The 22,204-nt window shown below is 72.5% G+C and carries 16 protein-coding genes; 6 read left to right on the top strand and 10 right to left on the bottom strand.

Annotated elements, in window-relative coordinates:
* Positions 1–97 precede the first annotated feature (97 nt).
* A complete protein-coding gene (locus tag ACIGXX_RS05910; RefSeq protein ID WP_366463906.1) occupies positions 98–952 on the top strand; it encodes an aminoglycoside phosphotransferase family protein in 855 nt (284 codons plus the stop codon).
* A 4-nt stretch (positions 953–956) separates the two neighbouring features.
* On the opposite strand, the gene ACIGXX_RS05905 is transcribed toward ACIGXX_RS05910, so the two are convergent.
* The 4 genes from ACIGXX_RS05905 to ACIGXX_RS05890 form a co-directional block, all read right to left on the bottom strand.
* On the bottom strand, positions 957–1,682 hold the full coding sequence (locus ACIGXX_RS05905) for a 3'-5' exonuclease (RefSeq protein ID WP_361470715.1): 726 nt from the start codon (positions 1,680–1,682) through the stop codon (positions 957–959).
* Positions 1,683–1,806: 124 nt separating this feature from the next.
* Positions 1,807–3,048, bottom strand: coding sequence for an SAV2148 family HEPN domain-containing protein (locus tag ACIGXX_RS05900; protein WP_351158518.1), 1,242 nt, complete (start codon positions 3,046–3,048; stop codon positions 1,807–1,809).
* 103 nt (positions 3,049–3,151) lie between these two features.
* Positions 3,152–4,468 (bottom strand): copper amine oxidase, encoded by a 1,317-nt coding sequence (locus ACIGXX_RS05895; RefSeq protein ID WP_351158516.1) that lies wholly within the window; start codon positions 4,466–4,468, stop codon positions 3,152–3,154.
* Positions 4,469–4,532: 64 nt separating this feature from the next.
* Positions 4,533–5,318, bottom strand: a complete 786-nt coding sequence (locus tag ACIGXX_RS05890) for a Tat pathway signal sequence domain protein (protein WP_366463905.1) — start codon at positions 5,316–5,318, stop codon at positions 4,533–4,535.
* Positions 5,319–5,476: 158 nt separating this feature from the next.
* On the opposite strand from ACIGXX_RS05890, the gene glgX reads away from it, so the two are divergent.
* Complete coding sequence (glgX, locus tag ACIGXX_RS05885; RefSeq protein WP_351158511.1) at positions 5,477–7,585, top strand: glycogen debranching protein GlgX; 2,109 nt, start codon at positions 5,477–5,479, stop codon at positions 7,583–7,585.
* On the opposite strand, the gene ACIGXX_RS05880 is transcribed toward glgX, so the two are convergent.
* Positions 7,560–8,867 (bottom strand): MFS transporter, encoded by a 1,308-nt coding sequence (locus ACIGXX_RS05880; RefSeq protein WP_399973143.1) that lies wholly within the window; start codon positions 8,865–8,867, stop codon positions 7,560–7,562. The genes glgX and ACIGXX_RS05880 overlap by 26 nt on opposite strands.
* An 81-nt stretch (positions 8,868–8,948) precedes the next feature.
* Between ACIGXX_RS05880 and treY the strand changes: the two genes are divergently transcribed.
* Positions 8,949–11,387: a malto-oligosyltrehalose synthase gene (gene treY, locus ACIGXX_RS05875; RefSeq protein ID WP_399973140.1), complete on the top strand. Its 2,439-nt coding sequence runs from the start codon at positions 8,949–8,951 to the stop codon at positions 11,385–11,387.
* Here the strand turns inward: treY and ACIGXX_RS05870 are convergent.
* Positions 11,355–12,386: a cytochrome P450 gene (locus ACIGXX_RS05870; protein ID WP_399973138.1), complete on the bottom strand. Its 1,032-nt coding sequence runs from the start codon at positions 12,384–12,386 to the stop codon at positions 11,355–11,357. The two genes, treY and ACIGXX_RS05870, sit on opposite strands and share 33 nt — an antisense overlap.
* Before the next feature lie 388 nt (positions 12,387–12,774).
* Between ACIGXX_RS05870 and ACIGXX_RS05865 the strand changes: the two genes are divergently transcribed.
* Positions 12,775–14,025 (top strand): M14 family zinc carboxypeptidase, encoded by a 1,251-nt coding sequence (locus ACIGXX_RS05865; RefSeq protein ID WP_351158503.1) that lies wholly within the window; start codon positions 12,775–12,777, stop codon positions 14,023–14,025.
* Between the two features lie 50 nt (positions 14,026–14,075).
* Here ACIGXX_RS05865 and ACIGXX_RS05860 read toward each other — a convergent pair whose 3' ends face one another.
* A complete protein-coding gene (locus tag ACIGXX_RS05860) occupies positions 14,076–14,627 on the bottom strand; it encodes a DUF1707 and FHA domain-containing protein (protein ID WP_351158500.1) in 552 nt (183 codons plus the stop codon).
* A 157-nt stretch (positions 14,628–14,784) separates the two neighbouring features.
* Here ACIGXX_RS05860 and treZ point away from each other — a divergent pair, with 157 nt between their 5' ends.
* Complete coding sequence (gene treZ / locus ACIGXX_RS05855; protein ID WP_399974307.1) at positions 14,785–16,530, top strand: malto-oligosyltrehalose trehalohydrolase; 1,746 nt, start codon at positions 14,785–14,787, stop codon at positions 16,528–16,530.
* A 15-nt stretch (positions 16,531–16,545) separates the two neighbouring features.
* Here the strand turns inward: treZ and ACIGXX_RS05850 are convergent, their stop codons facing one another.
* The 3 genes from ACIGXX_RS05850 to phsA form a co-directional block, all read right to left on the bottom strand.
* Positions 16,546–17,682 carry an aminopeptidase P family protein gene (locus tag ACIGXX_RS05850; RefSeq protein ID WP_399973133.1) on the bottom strand — a complete coding sequence of 379 codons (1,137 nt, stop codon included), beginning with the start codon at positions 17,680–17,682 and terminating at the stop codon, positions 16,546–16,548.
* Between the two features lie 107 nt (positions 17,683–17,789).
* Positions 17,790–18,614 carry a PDZ domain-containing protein gene (locus tag ACIGXX_RS05845; RefSeq protein WP_399973130.1) on the bottom strand — a complete coding sequence of 275 codons (825 nt, stop codon included), beginning with the start codon at positions 18,612–18,614 and terminating at the stop codon, positions 17,790–17,792.
* 117 nt (positions 18,615–18,731) lie between these two features.
* A complete protein-coding gene (gene phsA / locus ACIGXX_RS05840; RefSeq protein ID WP_399973126.1) occupies positions 18,732–20,678 on the bottom strand; it encodes an O-aminophenol oxidase PhsA in 1,947 nt (648 codons plus the stop codon).
* 236 nt (positions 20,679–20,914) lie between these two features.
* Between phsA and ACIGXX_RS05835 the strand changes: the two genes are divergently transcribed.
* Positions 20,915–22,135: a hypothetical protein gene (locus ACIGXX_RS05835; protein ID WP_361470731.1), complete on the top strand. Its 1,221-nt coding sequence runs from the start codon at positions 20,915–20,917 to the stop codon at positions 22,133–22,135.
* Positions 22,136–22,204 lie beyond the last annotated feature (69 nt).

Genomic DNA, 22,204 nt, shown 5'->3' with positions numbered 1-22,204 from the left:
GCAGCTGCGCAGGCCTCACAACGGCGTGGCCTGTACGAATGGGACACTGAGCGCCGGTCCGCGTGAGGTACGCGGCGAGCGGTGCGGGAGGCAACGGATGGACGAGGCGCGGGCACGGGACGTACTGAGCGCCGCGGGTCTCGAGCGGGACGCGGCGTTGCTCGCGCTCGGCGAGAACGCGGTGTTCGGCAGCGGCGGTTCGGTGGTCAAGGTCGGCCGTGCGGCGCCCGAGCTGCTGGACCGCGCGCGGCGGGAGCTGCGGATCGCGCGGTGGCTGGAGGAGTCGGGCGTACCGGCGGTGCGGGCGGCCGAGGAGGAGCCCCGGCTCGTGGACGGGCACCCGGTGACGGTCTGGCACCGGCTGCCGGAGGCCGTGCGACCGGCCGAGCCGCGTGACCTCGCCGCGCTGCTGCGGCTCGTGCACGCCCTTGACGCGCCCGCGTTCGAACTGCCCCGGCGTGAACTCCTCGGCGGGGTCGAGCGGTGGCTGCGCCTTGCCGGTGACGCGATCGACGCCGAGGACGCGGACTATCTGCGCGAGCGCAGGGACGGCTTCGAGGCGGCGGCTTCGGCTCTCACCCCACGGCTCGCCCCCGGCCCCATCCACGGCGACGCGCTGCCGCGCAACGTCCTGGTGGGCGCGGACGGTCCGGTCCTCGTGGACCTGGAGACCTTCTCCGCCGATCTGCGGGAGCACGATCTGGTGGTGATGGCGCTCTCGCGGGATCGGTACGGTCTCGCGCCCAAGGCGTACGACGGGTTCGTCGCGGAGTACGGCTGGGACGTGCGGGAGTGGGAAGGGTGCGCGGTGCTCCGGGGAGCCCGGGAGACGGCGAGCTGTGCGTGGGTCGCCCAGCACGCGCCGACCAATCCGAAGGCCCTGGCCGAGTTCCGCCGCCGGGTCGCCTCGCTCCGGGACGGGGACGCGGCCGTGCGGTGGTATCCGTTCTGAGCCCTCACACCCCGGACGCGCTGAACTCCTCCCGGAGCGGCCACGTGCCGTCGATCACCGCGTCCGTCTCGCCCTTCTTCCGCAGGAACTGCTGGAAGTCCGCCGCCCACTGCGCGTACCAGTCGATCTGGCGGCGGTGCAGCTCCGCCGGGCCGAAGGCGGCGAGCTTGGGGTGGCGGTCGGCTATGGCGGTGGCCAGGCGGGCCGCGGCCAGGGCGTCCGACGTGGCGTCGTGGGCCGATTCCAGGAGCACGCCGTACTCGGTGCAGACCGCTTCGAGGTTGCGCTTGCCCTTGCGGTAGCGCTCGACGGAGCGGTCGATCGTGTACGGGTCGATGACCGGGGCCGGTTCCATGCCGCCCAGCCGCTCGCGCAGGGACGGCAGGCCGTGCCTGCGCAGCTCGGCGGAGAGCAGGGTCAGGTCGAAGGTCGCGTTGTACGCCACGACGGGGACGCCCGCCTGCCAGTACGACACGAGCACCGCCGCTATCGCGTCGGCGACCTCGGCGGCCGGTCTGCCGTCCGCCGCGGCCCGTTCGTTCGAGATGCCGTGCACCGCGACGGCCTCCGCCGGGATCTCGACCCCCGGGTCGGCGAGCCACTCCCTGCGGCCCAGCGTCTCGCCGGCCCTGACCTCGATCACCGCCGCCGTGACGATGCGCGCCTCGCGCGGGTCCGTCCCGGTCGTCTCCAGGTCGAACCCGATCAGCAGCTCCCGGTGCCAGCCCATGGCCGCCCCCTTCTCTGTGGTGCTTTCCCCCATTGACCACCACGATCCCACGCGCCACTGACAATCCGAGGCGCGCGTTCCGCTTGCCGCCCGGCGCCGCGCCCGGGCGGCCCGGGAGACGGACTCAGGAGACCGGCCGCGAGTCCGCCCAGGCCAGTTCGAACTCCTCCCGGTACGTCTCGAAGAGTCCGTTCTCGTCCGGCTCGTCCGCCTTCACCACCCGGCGGCCGCCGCGCAGCACGAGCACCGGCGCCTCCATCCCGCGCGTCCTGCGCAGATACGACTGGACGACCGCGATGCCGTCCGCGCCGTCCCCGTCGACCAGATACGCGGTGAAGCGCGGCGTCTCGTCGAAAACCTGGATCTCGAAGGCGCCCGGATCGCGGAGGCGGGCCCGCACCCGGCGCATGTGCAGGATGTTCATCTCGACGCTGCGGCTCAGCTCGCCCCGCTTCAGGCCCAGTTCACGCTCCCTGCGCTTGACCGCGCTGCTCGCCGGGTTGAGGAAGAGCAGCCGCACCCGGCAGCCGGACTCCGCCAGGCGCACGAGACGGCGCCCGGAGAAGTTCTGGACCAGGAGGTTCATGCCTATCCCGATCGCGTCGAGGCGGCGGGCCCCGCCGAAGATGTCCTCGGCCGGGAACTGCCGAAGCAGCCGTACGCGGTCCGAGTGGACGCCCACCACGTCGGCGTACCGGTCACCGACCAGGGACTCGACGGCGTCGACGGGCAGCCGGCGCGCGGAGGGCGTGTCGGAGCCCGCGCCGAGTATGTCCAGGAGCTTGGCCGAGGCGCGCTCCGCCTGGGCGAGCACGGCGGTGGACAGGGCGCGGTTGCGCGACACGACGTTGCGGGTGACCTCCAGCTCGTCCAGGGCGAGCTCGACGTCCCTGCGGTCGTCGAAGTACGGCTCGAAGCACGGCCAGTGCTGCACCATCAGCTCGCGCAGCTGGGGCAGCGTGAGGAAGCTCAGGACGTTGTCGTCGGCCGGGTCGAGCAAGTAGCCCTTGCGGCGGCTGACTTCGCGGACGGCGACGGCCCGCTGCACCCACTCCTGCCCCGCGGGTCCGGCGGCGGCGACCACCCAGTCGTCGGCGTGGACGGGTTCGTAGATGGGTCGCAGAACAGCGGCCACGACCGCGCGCAGCCGCTGCTCCACGAGATTCAGCCAGATGTAGGCCCGCCCGGCGCGCTGGGCGCGCGTGCGCACCTCGCGCCAGGCATCGGCGCCCCAGTCCAGTTCGGGTCCGATCTGAGATCCCATCTCCATCGGCCGCGCCAAGGACACCGCTCCGGGCGGGCCGTCCGCGGGACCCCCCTCGTGACCCTCGTCACCAGGGGGCAGTTCCCGCCCTCCCGAGCTCACCCAGCGCACCCCTTCCGCTCCCCCGAGCACTCCCCCGTTCAACGATCAAGGAAGGGTACTCCGGGAGCGGCGGGCGGTGCAGCCGGATGGCAAGGGTCAATTCTCAACGACCAAGCGGCGGCTGGCCGTTCTGGCCGGCGAGGTCCTGCGGAGTGAGCGGGCTCATAGCGGTGACGTCGCGCGCGGCCAGCGAGAAGCCCTGCCAGTGGACCGGCATCGGCTGCTGGTCCTCGTCACGCGCGATGTGGTGGTAGCCGATGTGCACCCAGGTGACCGGGTGCGTGAGGGACTGGCCGTCCACCCACTTGTCGACACTGTCCGGTGTGCCGTTGGGGCATCCCGGGTTGTTGCTCGCGTACTGCTCGCACTTCTTGTACTCGGTGAAGTACACGTCGTGCTTGGTGAAGGGGCGTCCGGCGTGCTTGCTGCTGGCCCCGGGCACGATCTCGTACGAACGGGGGTGGCCGTCCTTGTTCTTGCCGGCCCCGCTGACCACGCGCCACCAGCGCATGTCCTTGCGGTCACCGGCGAGCTCCTTGGTGACCTTGGTGCGGGTGGTCTTCGTGGTGGGGCTGCCCTGGCCGGTGGGCGGGGTGACCTTGGAGTCGTACTGCTCGACCTTGGCCTTCGGGGAGCCGTCCAGGCCGAAGTTGAGCCGCCAGAAGACGTTGTGGGCGTGGCTCTCGGCCTTGGCCTGGTCGCCCTTGCCGATGGGCCAGCCGCGGCTGTCGCCGCCGTCGTAGTCGAACGGCGAGAGGCTGCCGGTCGCGCCGACCTGGGAGCTGATGGTGCCGTCCGAGGAGAACCGCCACTCGGTGATGTACTCGTACCAGGAGGCCTTGTTCACCGTGTAGACGAGCAGGTCCTTGCCCTGGCCGGTGTAGACCTTGCCGTTGCCGCCGGTGCTGGCGTCGTCGTTGAGGCGGTACGCGTGCCCACGCGCGCGCGTGGTGGCGCACAGGCCCTTGACGTTGCCCCGCTGCGGGACCTTCACGGTCTTGATGGTGCCGCCGGGACACTCGCCGGGGTTCAGGTTCTGCAGGGCCATGCCGAAGTCGGTGCCGGTGACGTCGTCGTACTCGGCCTCGCCGTCGTCGTAGGGGACGTGGACCTGGGCGAGCCGGGCGCTGGTCAGGACGGGTATCGGCTTGGCCTCGCCCTTGGGCTGGTAGCTGATCTTGTCGAGGATCAGGCCGGAGAGCGTGTTGTAGTGCCAGCACATGCGCCAGGTCGTGCCGCCGTCGACGGTCTGCTCGATCTTGTAGGCGTCACTGCAGTCGGCGGCCGCCGCGGGGGCGCTCGGCGCCTTGGGTGCGGCCGATGCGGGTGAGGCGACGGTGGCGGCGCCGCCGATGAGCGCGGAGACCGCGAGGGCCATGGTGACCCTTTTGCGGGCGCGCGAAAGTCTGTTGACGTGCATTGCGGTGTGAACTCCCTCGTACGAGGAGAAGCAGAAGTGTGGTGTCGTGCGCGAGCGGCCGAAATCAGCCGAGTCGGCCCACGGAGCGGGTGCTCAGGTCGACGACGAGGGACCGGGTGTCGATCCACGGACCGTTCTTGACCTTGGTGACGACCTGGAGGCACCGGTGCTTGCCGCACTCGGTGAGGTCGGAAGGCACCTGCTCGACGGTCTCCTTGCGGAAGACCATGCCGCTCAGCTGGAGCTGGCCCGGGCCGGTCAGCGCCTTGCCCGTGGCGTGCTTGAAGTCCTGCTTCAGGCCCTTGCCCAGCGGGTCGGCGATCAGCAGCTGGGCGCCCTCGGCGAGCTCTTCCTGGCTGGGCGGCGGCTGGACGTTCTGCGTGGTGTTCGTGTTCTCCACCTTGCCGGTCGCCACGTTGACCGTCTTGGTGATGACCGCGTCCTTCTTGTAGTCGTAGTAGACGACCTCCGCGCGGCGCGGGGCATCGGCGCCCGCTTCGGTGGGTCCGGGCTCACTGAGGTTCGTCGACAGGAGCTGCGGGCCGCGGTCGCCCTCGACGTCCCTGGCGCTGGAGCGCAGGTCGGGCGTCACCGAGGCCTTTTCGGCGCGTTCGATCTCCGCATCGGTCAGCGGGTCGCTGCCTATGCCCTTCTCGCCCTCGTCGGGCGCGGCCTCGACGACGCCGTCCTTCGCGATCGCGTTCTGCTTCGCGGCCGCCGCGTTGGCCTGGCGGTCCCCCGACTCGCCCGCCCCCGGCAGCGTGACGCCCACCAGCACCGCGGTGGCGGCCACCGCTACTGCCGCGCCCGCCACCACCTTCCCCAGGTGGCGTCTGACTAGCTCTCTCACTTACTCCCCTTTTCCCCCACGAGCCCCAAGAACGGGCATACCGAGTATGTGGTCGGTCGGTTAGACGGGTTCAACTCCCGCGTGGTTGCCCCACTTTCGGGGAGACTCTGACCAAAGTGACCCCGGGCCGAGGGGGCTGTAGTGGAAGAGTCGTATGCATGCAGGTGTGGCCAGGGCAGGCGTATCCACTCGGTGCCACGTACGACGGCGCCGGCACGAACTTCGCGGTCTTCTCCGAGGCCGCCGACCGCATAGAGCTCTGTTTGTTGCACGACGACGGCTCGGAGACAGCCGTCGAGCTGCGTGAGTCCGACGCGTTCGTGCTCCACGCGTACCTGCCCGGCGTGATGCCGGGCCAGCGGTACGGCTTCCGTGTGCACGGCCCGTACGAACCGGCGCAGGGGCACCGCTGCAATTCGGCGAAGCTGCTGCTCGATCCGTACGCGCGGGCGGTGAGCGGCCGGATCGACTGGGGCGAGGAGATATACGGCTACCGGTTCGGCGCCCCCGACAAGCGCAACGACATGGACTCGGCGCCGCACATGATGACGTCCGTGGTGGTCAATCCGTACTTCGACTGGGGCGACGACCGGCCGCCCCGCACCCCGTACAACGAGACCGTGCTCTACGAGGCCCATGTGAAGGGCCTGACCATGCGGCATCCGGACCTTCCCGACGAATTGCGCGGTTCGTACGCGGCGCTCGCGCATCCGGCGGTCATCGATCACCTCACGCAGCTGGGCGTGACGGCTCTCGAGCTGATGCCGGTGCACCAGTTCGTGAACGACCACCGTCTGGTCGACATGGGCCTGAACAACTACTGGGGCTACAACACGATCGGCTTCTTCGCGCCCCACAACGCGTACGCCTCCTGGGGCGACCGGGGCGAACAGGTCCTGGAGTTCAAGCAGGCGGTCAAGGCGCTGCACGAGGCGAACATCGAGGTGATCCTCGACGTCGTCTACAACCACACGGCCGAGGGCAACCACCTGGGCCCGACGCTCTCCTTCAAGGGCCTGGACAACGCCTCGTACTACCGCCTGACGGACGATCCCCGCTACTACATGGACACCACGGGGACCGGCAACTCGCTCCTGATGCGGTCGCCGCACGTACTCCAAATGATCATGGACTCGCTGCGGCACTGGGTCACCGACATGCACGTGGACGGCTTCCGCTTCGATCTCGCGGCGACGCTCGCCCGGCAGTTCCACGAGGTGGACCGCCTGTCGTCGTTCTTCGACCTCGTGCAGCAGGACCCCGTGGTGAGCCAGGTGAAGCTGATCGCCGAGCCGTGGGACGTCGGCGAGGGCGGCTATCAGGTCGGCAACTTCCCGCCGCTGTGGACCGAGTGGAACGGCATGTACCGCGACACCGTGCGCGACATGTGGCGCGGCGAGCCGCGCACGCTCGCCGAGTTCGCCTCACGCCTGACCGGTTCCTCGGACCTCTACCAGGACGACGGCCGGCGCCCGCTGGCGTCGATCAACTTCACGACCTGCCACGACGGCTTCACGCTGCACGACCTGGTCTCGTACAACGACAAGCACAACGACGCCAACGGCGAGGACAACCAGGACGGCGAGAGCCACAACCGCTCCTGGAACTGCGGCGTCGAGGGCGACACGTACGACCCGGAGGTCCTGGAGCTGCGCGAGCGGCAGATGCGCAACTTCATCGCGACGCTGATGCTCTCCCAGGGCGTCCCGATGCTCAGCCACGGCGACGAGTTCGCCCGGACGCAAGGGGGCAACAACAACGCCTACTGCCAGGACAACGAGATCGCCTGGGTGCGCTGGCCCGAGGGCGAGAGCACGCAGCTGGAGTTCACGCGCGCGATGGCCTGGCTGCGGCGCGACCACCCCGTCTTCCGCAGGCGGCGGTTCTTCCACGGCCGCCCGGTCGAGGGCACGCACGACGAACTCTCGGACATCGCCTGGTTCACGCCGGAGGGCGAGGAGATGACGCAGGAGGACTGGGACGCGTCGCAGGCACGGGCGCTGACGGTGTTCCTGAACGGCAACGCGATCTCCGAGCCGGGCACGCGCGGCGAGCGGATCACGGACGACTCGTTCCTGTTGATGTTCAACGCGTCGGCGGAGCCGCTGGAGTTCGTGGTTCCGGTCAATCACGGCCGCCAGTGGCAGGTGGTCGTGGACACCGCGCGGACGGAGGGCGTGCCGCCGGACACCGGGCCGAAGGCGGGGGCGGGCGAGCGTCTGACGCTCGCCGACCGGAGCCTCACGGTCCTGCAGCGCCCGGCGTGACCGGAGGGGTGGTGTTCGCGTGGTCGTCCGCCGCGGGGCGGGCGACCAGCGCGACCAGGAAGGCGACGGCGGCGGCCGCGCTGCCGAGCGCGAACGCCGCGCCGGGGCCGTGGGACTCCGCCAGGCGTCCCGCCACGGCGAGCGTGATCGCCTGGCCGCCGACGAAGGCGCTCGCGGCGAACGTCATCCCCTCGGCGAGCCGCTGGGGCGGGCAGGAGCGCTCGGTGAGCGCGAAGCCGGTGATCAGGTTCGGGGCGAAGACGGCGCCGAAGACGGTCACCACGAGGTACAGGCCCGTCATGCTGTCGATCCACACCAGCGGCAGCGAGAGCAGCGCCGCGGCCGCCGTCGCCAGGCGCCAGCGCGTGTACAGGCCGAAGCGCTCGGGCAGCGCGGCCATGGAGAGCCCCACGACGGCGCTCATGACGCCCATGGCGGCGTAGACGAGGCCCGCCTGGCCCGGCGCGCCCAACTCCTCGGTCAGGGCCGTGATGCCCGCTCCACAGGCGCCGAGCAGGACGCCGACGAAGACGAGCCCGACGCGTACGACGACGACCGCGCGCGGGAGGCGCGGACGGCCGCCACGCGCGCGTGCCGCCCGGTCCGCTGTCCGGTTCGCTCGCACCGTCCGGCCCGTGGGGTGCAGCGCGAAGCCGGAGCCGCAGACGGCGACGAGGAGCGCCGCCGCCCCGAAGGCGTACGCCGGATGGCCCGCCACGGCCGCGAGGCCGACGAAGGCGGGGCCGAGCACGAAGGACAGCTCGTCCATGGTGCTCTCCAGGGAGAGCACGGTGTTCACCAGGCGGTCGTTCCCGCCCGCCCTTCGGACCAGCGGGACGGCGCGTGCGCGGGCCAGCGGGCCGATGCCCGGGATGCTCGCGCCGGCCAGCACGGCGAGGACGACCAGCGCGGGCGTGGGCAGCTGCAGGAGGGCGCCGAGCGTGTACACCGCGATCGCCACGGCGTTGAGCAGCGAGAAGCCGAGGACGACGGCGCGCTGGCCGTGCCGGTCGGCGAGGCGGCCGACGAGCGGTCCCATGGTCACCTGGCCCAGCGCGAGCGCGCAGGCGACCACGCCGCCCGTGGCGAGCGATCCGCTGGTCTCGGTGACCAGCAGGACACTGCCGAACTGGATCATGGCCACGGGGAGCCTGCCGAGGAGCGAGATCACCGGAAGGAGCGCTCCGGTGTGCCCGATCACTTCGCGGTAGGTCTCCAGGAGCCCGGGGGCACCCCGGTCCTCCCGCGGCCCGTCCCGTACGACCTGTGCTTTCGCAGCCATCGTCCGAAGCTAACGACCCCGAGGCGCCCAGAAGCATGAGTCGATGGCACGAAAGCCCGCCAGGCGGGTACGTACGTTCGCATGACGCCTGAGCGCTCAGAGCCCGCGGTTCCGCCACCGCCCACCGCCACCTACCGGCTGCAGCTCCAGCCGGAGTTTCCGTTCGCTGCCGCCGAGGCGGCCGTCCCGTATCTGGCCTCGCTGGGAGTCTCGCACCTGCATCTGTCGCCGGTGCTTGAGTCCGTGCCGGGGTCCACGCACGGCTACGACGTCGTGGACCACGCGCGCGTGCGCGACGAGCTGGGCGGCGAGGAGGGGCTGCGGTCCCTCGCGCGCACCGCGCGGGCGCACGGGCTCGGCCTGGTCGTGGACATCGTGCCGAACCACATGGCGGCGGTGCCGCGCCACAACCACGCCCTCTGGGAGGTGCTGCGGGAGGGCCCCGAGTCGCCCTACGCGCGGTGGTTCGACATCGACTGGGACGCGGGCGGCGGGCAGGTGCTCCTGCCGGTGCTCGGGCGCGGCGTCGGGGACGAGCTGGAGCGGCTGCGGGTCGACGGGGACGTGCTGCGCTACCACGAGCACGCGTTCCCCCTGCGCGAAGGCACCGGGGAGCTGCCGCTGCCGCGGCTCCTGGACGCCCAGTGGTACCGCCTCTCGTGGTGGCGCCTGGCCCGCACGGAGCTCAACTACCGGCGCTTCTTCACCATCTCGGACCTCATCGGGGTACGCGTCGAGGACCCCGAGGTGTTCGACGCGACCCACGCGAAGATCCTCGAACTGCTGCGGGAGGGAGTCGTGGAGGGGCTGCGCATCGACCACCCCGACGGGCTCGCGGACCCCGGGGCGTATCTCCAGCGGCTCCAGGAGGCCACCCGCGGACGCTGGACGGTCGTCGAGAAGATCCTCGGCGACGGTGAGCAGCTGCCCGCCGCGTGGCCCGTCGCGGGCACCACCGGGTACGACGCGCTGCGCCACCTCGACGGCCTGTTCACGGACCCGGCGGGGGCGGGTGAGCTCCTGGGCCAGTACCGCAGGTTCACGGCGCCCGCGGTGGACCGGGGCGGCGACTGGGACGCGACGGTGCGGCGCGCCGCGTACAAGGTGCTCACCCATGAGCTGGCCGCCGAGACCGACCGCCTCACGCGCGAGGCGACCGCGCTCTGCGCCCCGGACCCCGCACTGCGCGACCACGCGCCGTGGGCGCTGCGCACCGCGCTCCTGGAGCTGCTCGTGCGGCTTCCCGTCTACCGGCCGTACGTCTCCGGGGGCGCCGAACCGGCTTCGGTGCTCACCGTGCGGGCCGCCGACGAGGCCAAGGCCGCCTTCGCGGTGCGCGAGGAGGCCGAGGCGGTCGACGTCGTACGGGACCTGGTGCTCGGACGGCTCGGGTCCGGGCCCGCGCTCGACGGCTTCCGCGCGCGGTTCGCGCAGACCTCGTCGGCGCTGCGCGCCAAGGCGGTCGAGGACACGGCCTTCTACCGGCACGCCCCGCTCCTGTCGGCGGCCGAGGTGGGCGGCTCGCCCGAGCGTCCCGCGGTGGCCCCGGAGTCCTTCCACGCCTACTGCGCGCGCGTGCAGCGCGACTGGCCGTACGGGGGGACGGTGCTCACCACGCACGACACGAAACGCAGCGCCGACGTGCGGGCGGGCATCGCCGTGCTCACGCAGTGCCCGGAACTGTGGGCCGACCTCCTGGTCGACGTGACCGAGCAGACCGCCCGCGTGGGCGGCGCCAGCGCGCCCGATCCCCAATTGGCGTGGGCGGCCTGGCAGACGGCGGTCGGCTTCGGCTTCCCCTACGACGAACGGCTGCAGAAGGCCCTGCTCAAGCACGTGCGCGAGGCGGGCCTGCACACGAGCTGGACCGAGCCGAACGAGGCGTACGAGAAGGCCGTGACGGCGTTCGTGGAGGCCGGTCCCTGCGGGCCGCCGCTCTACACGGTCGCGGAGTTCGCGGGCGAGCTGCGGCCCCACGTGCGGGCGAACGTCCTGGGGGCCACGCTGCTCCAGCTGACGATGCCCGGGGTGCCCGACCTCTACCAGGGCACGGAGGGCGAGTACCGGGCCCTGGTGGACCCGGACAACCGGCGGCCCGTGCGGTTCCAGGCGCATGTCCTGGAGTACCTGGAGCAGCACCGCGACCGCTGGGAGCTCTCCGAGGAGAAGCTGGCGGTGACGGCGGCCGCGCTGCGGCTGCGCAGGCGGCGCCCGGAGCTGTTCGGCGGCGCGGCGACGTACGAGCCGCTGGCGGCGCGGGGCCCCGGCGCGGCGCACTGCGTGGCCTTCACGCGCTCCGGAGAGGTGATCGCGGCGGTGACCCGGCTCTCCTTGCGGCTGAAGGGAGCGGGCGGCTGGGGCGCGACGGAACTGGCGCTTCCGGAGGGGCGATGGGCGGATCTGCTCACCCGGGGGCGGGAGTTCACCGGGCACGCGCGCGTGGCGGAGCTTTTCGGGGAGCTGCCGGTGGTGCTTCTGGAGCGGGTCTCAGAAGGGGCCTTGGGAGGGGCGGACGAGTAGCGCTCGCGGCGCCCGCGCCATGAGTCCGCTGGGCGCGGGCCGGAAGCCGGGCGCCCAGCGCAGGCCCGGCATGGCGTCGAGCAGGGCCCGAAGGCCGCACTCGGCGGCGAGCCCCGCCAGGGTGGCCGCCAGGCAGAACCGCCGTCCCGCGCCGAACGCGAGGTGCGCCGGGTCCGGGCGGAAGATGTCGTAGCGGTCGGGGTCCGCGTAGCGGAAGGGATCGCGCCCCGCGGAGCCGACGAGGCAGGCCACGGCGGCTCCCGCGGGCAGCGTGGTGCCGCCCAGGGTGATCGGCACGGTCGCGCGGCGCAGGACGACGGGGGCGGGCGGATCGCGCCGCAGGGACTCCGCCCACGCACCGGGTATCAGCCCCGGACGGGCGCGTACGAGGTCCAACTGGGCGGGATGGTCGAGGAGGTTGGCCAGGAAGGAGGCCAGCGCGAGGGCGGTGGCCTCGCCGCCGCCGGTGAGCAGGGTGCCCGCAAGGCCGGTGACGGCCTCGTCGGAGAGCGCCTGCCCGGCCACCCGGGCGCCGCACAGCGCGGAGAGCAGGTCCGCGCCGGGATGGGCGCGCCGCCGGGCGACATGGGGGCGCAGCAGCCCCTCCAGCTCCGGGTGGGAGCCGCCGGGAGGCACGGGCCCCGTACGGCACCACTCGTGCACCCGCGCCGCGTCCTCCCAGGGCAGCCCGAGCGCGGCGGCGGCAGCGGCTGCGGGCAGCCACCCGCTGAACTCGGCGACGAGATCGACCTCGCGCCGCCCGCCTATGCGCCGGGCGAGGACGTGGGCGGTGCGCTCGGCGGCGGCGCGCAGCGCGGGCTCCAGGAGCCCCCGGTAGGCCGGACTCAGCCCGGTGTCCACCGAACCGAGCCGGGTGTCGCCGAGCGCGGCCCGCACATCCGCGTACCGGCTGAGCAGCCAGGCCCCCAGAAGCTCGTCGCGCACGAGGGGAAAGCCCTCGCGGAGGGTGCGGTAGAACGGATAGGGGTCACGCTCCACGCCGGGGTCCAGGAGGCTGACCGGAGGAGCGGGCCCGGCGGGCGAGGCCGTGTCGGCCCGTCCGGCCTTCGAGGACGAACTCGGCGAAGCCGGTGACCGACGGCGCCCACGAGGGGCCGGGCTCGGCGGCACGGCTGGCACTGCGGGCACTGCGGGCACGGCAGGCACGGGGGGCACGGCAGGCACGGGGGGCACGGCAGGCTTCCCTTCCGCGGGGCGCCCCCGCCAGATCAGAGGACCACCGCAGCGCCGCTCACGCAGTTCCCGTAGCCCATTCGGGTGACGCTGCGGGGCGCGGCCAGCGCGGGATGACATCCCTTGGGTCGCACGCTTGACACCTGCCCGACCGCGTGGCGTACTGCGGATTGCGTCAGCGGACAAGACGGGGGTGAGTCAACTGGCGGAGCAGCGGTATCCCAATGTGGCCGAACTCGTGCTGTCCGCCCGGGAGTTGGTCGCCCACCGTCCCGAGTTGAGCACCCTGCGCCAGGTGGGCTCCTCGCGCGCCGGCCGACCGCTGCACCTGCTGTCCGTCGGCCGCTCCCCGCGTTCCGTCCTGATCGTCGCGGGCGCGCACGCGAACGAACCGACCGGCGGTTCCACGCTCCTCCGCCTCGCGGAGTGGGCCCTGCGCGACGAGGACCTGCGGGCCGACACCTCCTGGCACTTCCTCCTGTGCGCCGACCCGGACGGAGCGAACCTGCACCGCACGCCGGCCCCGCGCACCCTGTTCGACTACCACCGGCACTTCTTCCGCCCCGCGGGACCCGAGCAGCCGGAGTGGTCCCCCTCGGTCCTGCCGCCCGACCGGCTGCCTCCGGAGACCCGCACCCTGACCGGCGTCATCGACGAACTGCGGCCCTACCTCCAGGTGTCGCTGCACGGAACCGATCTCGGCGGCAGCTGGGTGCAGTTGACGCGCGACATACCGGGGCTCGCCGAGCCGTTCGCCAAGTCCGCCGCGGAGCTGCACATCCCGGTGGAGACGGGGGCCTCGGACGCCGCGGGCTGGCCGGTGTCGGGGCCGGGGGTCCATGTGCTGCCGGGACCCGGTTCGGCGGCGGCCTATCCGAGCCTGCCCGAGGACGCCCGGCACACCACCTGGCACCACGCCCACCGGTACGGCGGCCTGACCGCCATCGTCGAGGTCCCGATGTGGGCGAGCGACCTCGTGGACGACCTGACCGTCCATCCCGCCCCGGTCCTCGCGCTGCGCGGCTTCTCCCAGCGGCTGCGCCACGACGCGGGCCTGGTCGAGGAGATCCTCAGCGAGGCGCTGCCGAGGCTCCCGGAGGCGCAGGGGCCGCTGCTTCGGGCGGCGCGCTGGGCGCTCGACCTGGTGCCCGGCCTCGCGGACGACTGGGCCAGGCTGCCGCCCGCGGAGACGTCGATGGCGTACATCGGCAGCGTCGACGCCTTCGGGCGCCGCCTTCCGCTGCGGGCCGCCGCGATGCTGCTGCGGGTCCTGGACGCGGCGGGCGATCGCGCCGCGCCCCGTCTGGAGCGGCTGGTCCTGCACTGGAGCGACGCGTTCGCCGAGCGGTTCAGGGCGCGCTGGGTGCCGCTGGAGGACCAGGTCGAGCACCAGTCACGCACGACGGTCGCGGCGGCGCGCCACGCGCGCGTGCGGGGCGGCTGAGCACACGTACGACACGCACCGCTCCCCCGAAGGGGCATGACGAAGCAGCCTCACGAAGAGGAGAGCCGGAAGCCCATCTTCCCGAAGCTGACCTGATCGCCGTCCTGGACGACGGCCGCGCCGATCACCCTGCGGCCGTTCACGGACGTGCCGTTGGTCGAGCCGAGGTCGCGCAGCACCCACGTGCCGCCCTGCCTGCTCAGCTCGGCGTGCACCCGGGAGACCGTCTCGTGGCTGAGCCTGAGCCCGTTCGCGGGATCGCGGCCGATCCGCAGCGGATGCGGGTTGGCCGGCACCGGAAGCAGCAGCTTCGGCAGCTTCTCGGCCTGCCAGGCCCTGCGCAGCCGGACCGTGAACCCGGAGACCGCGCCGACGGTGCCGAACACCGCCCGCGAGAAGCGGCTCTCGGTCCGCAGATCGGCGGTGAGCGCCGCGAGCTCGTCGGGCTGCCGGGCGGCGAGAGCCAGCTCCATGCGCCGCACGAACGTGTCGTGCGACAGCTTGCCGAGTGCGGCGCCCTCCCTGAGCACTTCCAGCGCCCTGTCGCGCTCGGCGTCGGTCAGCCGCGCGGGGTACGTGTGGATCTCGAAGGACGACGTCACCCTGCTGATTGTCGGTCAGCTCGGCCGGGGTGTCCAGAAAACGCGGAACGACCCCGAGCCGATCACTTCTGAAGCACGATGGACGGACGTCACCAGGTATGACGTAGGGATGAAGACGGATGGCCGACAGCGGATGACAGACAAGGGGGAACTGTCAGTGGAGTTCGAGGTGTGGGCACCGCAGGCCGAGCGTGTCGAGTTGCGGTGCGAGGGCGCCACGCGCGCGTTGGAGCGCGCGGCAGGCCGGGACGGGTGGTGGACGGTGGAGGCGGACGCGGCCGACGGGGCGCGCTACGGCTTCTCGCTCGACGGCGGCCCCGTGCTGCCCGATCCCCGCTCACGGCGGCAGCCGGACGGCCCCGACGGGCTGAGCGCCGTCGTCGACCACGACCGGTACGCGTGGCGCGCGCCCTGGGCGGGGCGCGGGGTGCGGGACGCGGTCCTGTACGAGCTGCACGTGGGGACGTACACACCGGACGGCACGCTCGACTCGGCCGCGGGGCGGCTCGGCCACCTCGCCGAACTGGGCGTCACGCACGTGGAGCTGATGCCGCTGTGCCCCTTCCCCGGGCAGCACGGCTGGGGGTACGAGGGTGTGTCGCTGTGGGCCGTGCACGAGCCGTACGGCGGGCCCGAGGCGCTGAAACGGTTCGTCGACGCGGCACACGCGCACGGCATCGGCGTCGTGCTCGACGTCGTCCACAACCACCTCGGTCCGTCCGGCAATTACCTGCCCGCGTTCGGGCCCTACTTCACGGACACCCACCACACCCCGTGGGGCGCCGCGGTCAACCTCGACGCCCCCGGCTCGGACGAGGTCCGCGCCTTCCTGATCGGCAGCGCGCTCGCCTGGTTGCGCGACTACCGCCTGGACGGGCTGCGCCTGGACGCGGTGCACGCGCTCATGGACACGCGCGCGTGCCACTTCCTGGAGGAGCTCTCGGCGGCCGTGGACGGGCTGGCCGCCGAGCTCGGCAGGCCGCTCTCGCTGATCGCCGAGTCCGACCAGGGCGATCAGCGGCTGGTCACCCCGCGCGCGGAGGGCGGACTCGGGCTGCACGCGCAGTGGAACGACGACTTCCACCACGCGCTGCACACCGCGCTCACCGGCGAATCGCACGGCTACTACGCGGACTTCGCCCGCGCGCCCTTCGCCGCGCTCGCCAAGACGCTGACGGGCGCCTTCTTCCACGACGGCACGTACTCGACCTTCCGGGGCCGACGGCACGGCCGTCCCGTGGACCGCGCCCGGACGCCCGCGTACCGCTTCCTCGGCTACACCCAGACCCACGACCAGATCGGCAATCGCGCACAAGGAGACCGGCTCTCCTCCACCCTCTCCCCCGGTCTGCTCGCCTGCGCGGCCGCGCTCACCCTCACCGGGCCCTTCACGCCGATGCTGTTCATGGGCGAGGAGTGGGGCGCCGCCACGCCCTGGCAGTTCTTCACCGACCACACCGATCCCGACCTCGCGGACGCCGTACGCCGGGGCAGGCGACGGGAGTTCGCGGCGCACGGATGGGCCGAGGACGACATCCCCGATCCGCAGGACCCCGCCACCAGGAACCGCTCCTGCCTCGACTGGGCCGAGCCGCTGACCGACCCGCACGCGCGCGTGCTGGCCTGGTACCGCGAGCTGATCGCCCTGCGCCGCGCCCGCGGCGACCTCCTCGACCCCGACCTGGCGGCGCTGCGGGTCGCGTACGACGAGCAGGCGCGCTGGTTCGCGGTCCGGCGCGGTGATCTGCGGATCGCGGTGAACGCCGGCAAGGAGGCGGTCGACATCCCGTTGGGCGGCCGGGGCGCGCGGGTGCTCGCGGCGTGGGAGCCGGTCACCGCGCCGGGCGCGGACGGGCTGCTGCGGCTGCCCGCCGAGTCGTGCGCGGTGTTCGCGACGCCATGAGGCCTACAGGGGAGTTCAGTTGACGACCGCCAGCTCGCGCGGCGTGGAGTTGAGGCGGCGTACGCCGTCGTCGGTGACCGTCACGATGTCCTCGATGCGCACGCCGAAGCGGCCCGGCAGATAGATGCCGGGCTCCACGGAGAAGCACATGCCGGGCACCAGCGGCAGCTCCTCGCCCTCGATCATGTAGGGCGGCTCGTGGGTGGTGACGCCGATGCCGTGCCCGGTGCGGTGGATGAAGTGATCGCCGTAGCCCGCGTCGGTGATCACCGCCCGCGCCGCCCTGTCGACGTCCTGGCAGGCGGCGCCGGGCCGCACCGCGCGGCAGCCCGCCTCCTGCGCCTCGCGCACTATGTGGTGCACGCGCTGCTCCTCGGACCCAGGCTCGCCCACGTGCACCGTGCGCGAGGTGTCCGAGCCGTAGCCGTGCAGCAGGCCGCCGAAGTCGAGGACGACCATGTCGCCGTTCTCGATGACGCGTCGGCCCGCCTCGTGGTGCGGGTTGGCGCCGTTCGGGCCGGAGCCGACGACGGTGAAGTCGACCTGGGAGTGCCCGAACTGCCGCAGCAGGTCGGCGAGATCGGCGGCGACGTCGGTCTCCTCGCGGCCCGCGAAGGGAACCTTCTTGATCTCTTCGTACGTCGCGTCCGCGGCGGCGCCGGCCGCCGCGAGGCGCTCGAGTTCCGCGGCGTCCTTGATGGCGCGCAGCATGGGGAGCGCTTCGGTGAGGGACACGTAGGAGGTGTTCGGCAGCTCCTTCTGGAAGCCGAGGAGATGCATGGCCCAGGAGTTGTCGCTGATCCCGAAGCGGCCGTCGACGTCCAGGAGCGGCGCGGTCGCGGCGTAGGGGTCCTTGCCGTCGGTCCAGTCGCGCAGCGAGAGCGCGCTCGCACCTGCCGCGCGCTCCGCGTCCGGGGCCTCCAGGGTGGGCACCACGAGCACCGGCTCCTGGCCCGCGGCGAGCACGAGGACCGTCAGGCGCTCGGTGGCGGCGGTGGGCTGATAGCCGGTGAGCCAGACCATGTCGGGGCCCGGCGCGACGAGCAGCCCGGCGAGCCCCGCGTCCGCCGCGGTGGCCGCGGCGCGGTCCATGCGGGACTTGTAGTCGTCGGCGGTGAAGGGCGCGGGGGCGCCTGCGGGGGTGCCGGTCATGGGGGCCTCCAGGGCTGCTCACTGCTGCGCGTACGGCGCTGCCGATGGAGCCGATCCTGCCCGCACCGCCGCGCGTGCGCGACCCAGTTCTGGCCGTCACCGTCACCTCACGTGACGAAGCCCGGCGTCACCGAGAGGGCCTGCCGCTCGCCGCTCGCGTGGCGGACGGTCACCCTGACGTTCCTTCCCGGGTCCGCGGCGGCGACCGCCACCGCCAGGGCCTCGGCCGAAGCGATGCGGGTCCCGCCGAAGGCGAGCAGTACGTCGCCGCGTACGAGACCTGCGCTGTATCCAGGACCCGGGCTGTGCACCCCGACGAGCAGGGCCCCGCGACCCCCGGGGGCGTCGATGGCCTCGACACCGAGGGCGGGACGGGCGGCGGCTCTCCCCTCTGCCTTGCCGGGCTCCTTCCGAGGCGGCTTCGGCGGGGCCGCGGGCTCGGACGCGGCGCCGGGAGCGGCCGGTCCCCCCGGCTCCGTCCGGCCACCCTGCCCCGCCTGACCCGCCTGTCCCGCCTGACCTGCCTGACCTGCCGGCCCCTTGGCGCCGCCCTGCGCCTTCGCCGCCTCCTTCTGCATGTCTGCGAGCTTGCTCATGCCGATGACGGTGGCGCTGACCGTGCCGAGCCCCACCCCCGACAGCACGAGGACGGCCGAGAAGAGCAGCCCGAAGAGCAGGGTGACCAGCCGCCTTCCGCGCCGCCGCGCGGCGTGCGGACGGCGGCCCGGCCCGGACCTGTGGCCCGTGCCGGACGTCCGGCCCGCACCGGCCTTACGCCCGGCGCCGGCCTTCACCCCGCCTCCGAGCCTCCGCCCGATGCCGAGCTTCCGGCCGATGCCGAATCTGCCGCCTCCGCCACCTCGGCCGAACGTGACGCCTCCGCCGGGATCCTGTCCGGGCATCGGCTTGGGACGCAACGCAGTCTGGTCCATGGCTCGCCTCCGGCCACAGCCCTACCCGGCGTGAACCGGCGCGACGATTCACGAACGAGTGACGTCCAGGTGTGCGGCCACAGAAGCGGGCGGCCCGCGGACCGACCGCGCGCTCCGTCAGCCCGCGTGCCCTCCCTCGTGCCCGCCCCCGCCGTGGCCTCCGTCATGGCCCCCGTGCCCCGCCCCGTGGTCGAACTTCAGGGCCTCCTTCGGCAGGACCACGAAGGGGCGCATCATGCCCATGTCCTCGTGCTCCAGGAGGTGGCAGTGGTACATGAAGCGGCCGTACGCGCCGTCGAACTTGCCCATCACCCGCAGCAGTTGACCGCCGGGGACCAGAAAGACGTCCTTCCAGCCCCGCTCGTTCGGGGCGAGGGGGATCTCCGTCTTCGGGTCGAAGGTGATCGGGGTCCGGGTGCCGCCCACCGTGACGTCGAAGCCTGACGCGTCGTACGCGTCGCGGCCCAGGAGCTGGAAGTCGGCCAGGTGGATGTGCATGGGGTGGGTCACCGGCGGGTTCACCGCGAGGTTCAGGAAGCTCCACTGCTCGTGGCTGCCCTCGGCGATGGTGAAGCCCAGGCCGTCGTTGAAGGTGCGGGCGGTGCGGCGGTAGGTCTTGGTCTTCCCGTCCGCGCCCGTCAGCTGGATGATCCCCTCGGTCGGGACCCGGATGTCGCCCGCGCCCTTGACCTCGGTCATCTCCCAGATCTCCGGGTGGCCCCCGCCGCCCTTCGTGGCGGGCGGCGTCAGGACGATCAGGCGGTGGCCGTGCTCGACGTCATGGCTCAGCGGGCGGAACGAGCCCGAGAGGATCTCCGGGAGCGAGAAGCTGTCCTCGCACCCGGTGTCCCGCACGCGGAACTCCATGACCTGCGGATAGCGCACGTCGTTCGCCGGGTCCGGCACCCCGGGGGCCTGCCCCCTGCCCTTGTTCACGAGCCGCACGCGCGTGCCCGCGAGCGCGCGGAAGTCGATGAGCAGGTCCATCCGCTCGGCCGGGGCGACGGTGAGCGTGGGCAGCGCCTCGTCGAAGTCGACCGGCACGGGACGCGGCAGCAGACCGCCGTCGCTGCCGATCTGGTGCAGGACGCCCGGCACGGGGTTGTTGTCCTCGTCGACCAGGACGAGGTCGTAGATCCGGGCGTTCGACGCGTTCACCAGGCGGAAGCGGTGCCAGGCCGCGTCGACGTCCGCGTACGGCCAGATGCGGCCGTTGACCGTGCTGTACGGGCCCGTGAAGGGCAGCGAGACCGGCTTGCGCGTCTCCGGGTTCTCGGCCTGGACGATCACGGTCTTGTGCAGCAGACGGCCGTTCAGCCGTCCGTCCTCGTCCGTGTCCAGGTTCCGGTCGGCGAGCAGCAGCGGGATCTCCCGCTCCCCGGAGGGGAGGTGGAGTGCGTCCTCTTCGTCGTCCCTCACCAGATACGTGCCGTAGAGACCCGCCTGGACGTTCCACCGGGTGATGTTCATGGCGTGGTCGTGATACCACCACTGAACCGCCTGGTGGTCGTTCGCGTACTCGGAGAGCTGGGCGTCGCCGGTCCCCACCGCGTTGTCGGCCCATCCGTCGTTGCCCCCGCCGGTCTGCGCGCCGTGCAGATGCGTGACCGACCAGGGCGGCAGCGCGGCAACGTCCTTGTTCGGCTCGACGCCCGCCCGGCCCGGCAGGGTGGACGGGCTCGGGTCGGCCCGCGGCACCTCCACGGAGGTGACGGGATACTCGCTGCCCTTCGGGATGCGGTTGGTCCAGGCGATCCGGATGCGCCGGCCGCGCCGCACCTCGATCGTCGGGCCCGGCACGGAGCCGTCGTACCCCCACATCAGGGTCGGCGGCAGCTGCGGGTGCAGCCTGATCCAGGCCGGCCGCAGCGCGATCTCGGTCTCCGCGGGCACATCGGTCTCGTCCCGCACGTCGACGGAGTCGGGCCGCAGGACCGGCGGCACGGGCAGCGGCGCTACGTACGGCGTCAGCTCCCCCGGTGCCGCTGTCGCGTCCGTGTCCGCGTACGCATCGGCCGGCGTGCCCGTCGGGCGGTCCGTGATGCGCTCGATGATGTCGGTCAAGGTGAACACCCCCCGTGGTGATCAGTGCAGTTGATCAATGCAAATGCAATGGCCTCTGTCGTGCTGCCAGTTGGGCGGTCCTGGTCGACGGGCCGCTCCTCACAACGGAAGACTCGCGGCACCTCAGCCAAGTTCCATGAATCCCCCATTCCACAAGAAAAGTATCGGAAACCGCATATGGAATTGGGCAGTCCTGTTGTGGGTCTGGTGTCAGTGACCGCTGTTACTTTCGGAGCATGACCGAACGTGCACTCCGTCTGCTGCGACAGGACCCGCGTCTGGCCGAGCTGGCCGCGTTCCCTTTCGCATTCGACCTGTCCCGCGCGGACCACGTCGAAGAGGTCCGCCTCGCGTCGGGCGGCCCGCTGGAACCGATCGCGGGCGACGATTCCGGGGGCACGTATTTCGTGTGCGGTGACGGGTCCGTCCTGTACGCCGACTCCGAGGGCTCCGCCGGGACCATCGGGGAGAGCGTGGACGAAGCCCTGGAGATCCTCGTCGGCCTGCCCGGCTGGCAGGACTACGTAGGCCTGTCGCCGACCGACGGCGAGGCGCGGATACTCGCCGAGATCGCCGACACGGAGGGTGACTTCCGCGAGGACTGCGTGCCCGACCTCGACACGCGCCGCGCCGAGCTGCGGACCGCGCTCGGATTCCCCGAGCGCTCCCCCGTGCAGCTCGTCGCACGCCTGCACGCCGCGCTCCTGCGCACCGAACCGGACCACCTCCTCCTGAACGCCGTCGAGCACCTCGCGTACCAACGGCTCGACCCGCATCCGCGCCCGCCCCTGTGGGAGCAGGTGCTCGCCAGGGGCCGCACCGACCTGGCCCTGCTGCGGACGGGCGACCGCACGGTCTGGGAGGGCGTCGCCGGGGACCGGCCGCGCAGAGTGGCGGCGCTGCGCTGCGCGCAGTACGACCGGCGGAACACGGACCGCGCCCTCCTGCGCCACCTCCTCAAGCACGAGGCGGACGCCTCCATGTCCGACGAACTGCGGCTCGCCGTCGTCCTGGTGGGGCTGCACTGCCTGGCCGAGGACCTGCCGCTGCTGCGCGAGGTCCATGAGACGACGTACGACACCTGGTGCGGCCTCGGCGGACTCCCGGACGAGGCCGGTCAGGTCCAGGAGTGGGCGCGCTCGTTCGACGATTCCAACTACGGGGTGGACCCCGACGACGAACCGGAATCCACCTGGCTCGAGCTCGCACGGGAGCAGGGAATGGTGGAGGCCGCCCGCACCTATCTGATCCGCGAACTGGACGACACGGGCCCCGACGCGGCGCAACTGGCCGTACTGCGCGACGAGTTGACGCTGCTCGGCGACTACACCCAGGCGATACGGGCCCAGCGTCTGCACCGGTCGCTGCAGGACACCGCCGAGGGCCGCGCCGCGGCCGACGCACGCCTTGCCGAGCTGGAGCGGATGGCCGTCGAAGCGGCGGGGGCCGAATCGTAGATTTCCCCGCACCGGTGCGGTCGGCGCCTCTAGGCTGCGGGACGGAGATCAGCTCCGGGAAGGACCGTC

Source organism: Streptomyces sp. NPDC055243 (genome assembly GCF_044544025.1).
Taxonomy (GTDB): Bacteria; Actinomycetota; Actinomycetes; order Streptomycetales; family Streptomycetaceae; genus Streptomyces.
The sequence above is the reverse complement of the archived record's forward strand: the minus strand, read 5'-3'. Positions and strand labels throughout refer to the sequence as shown.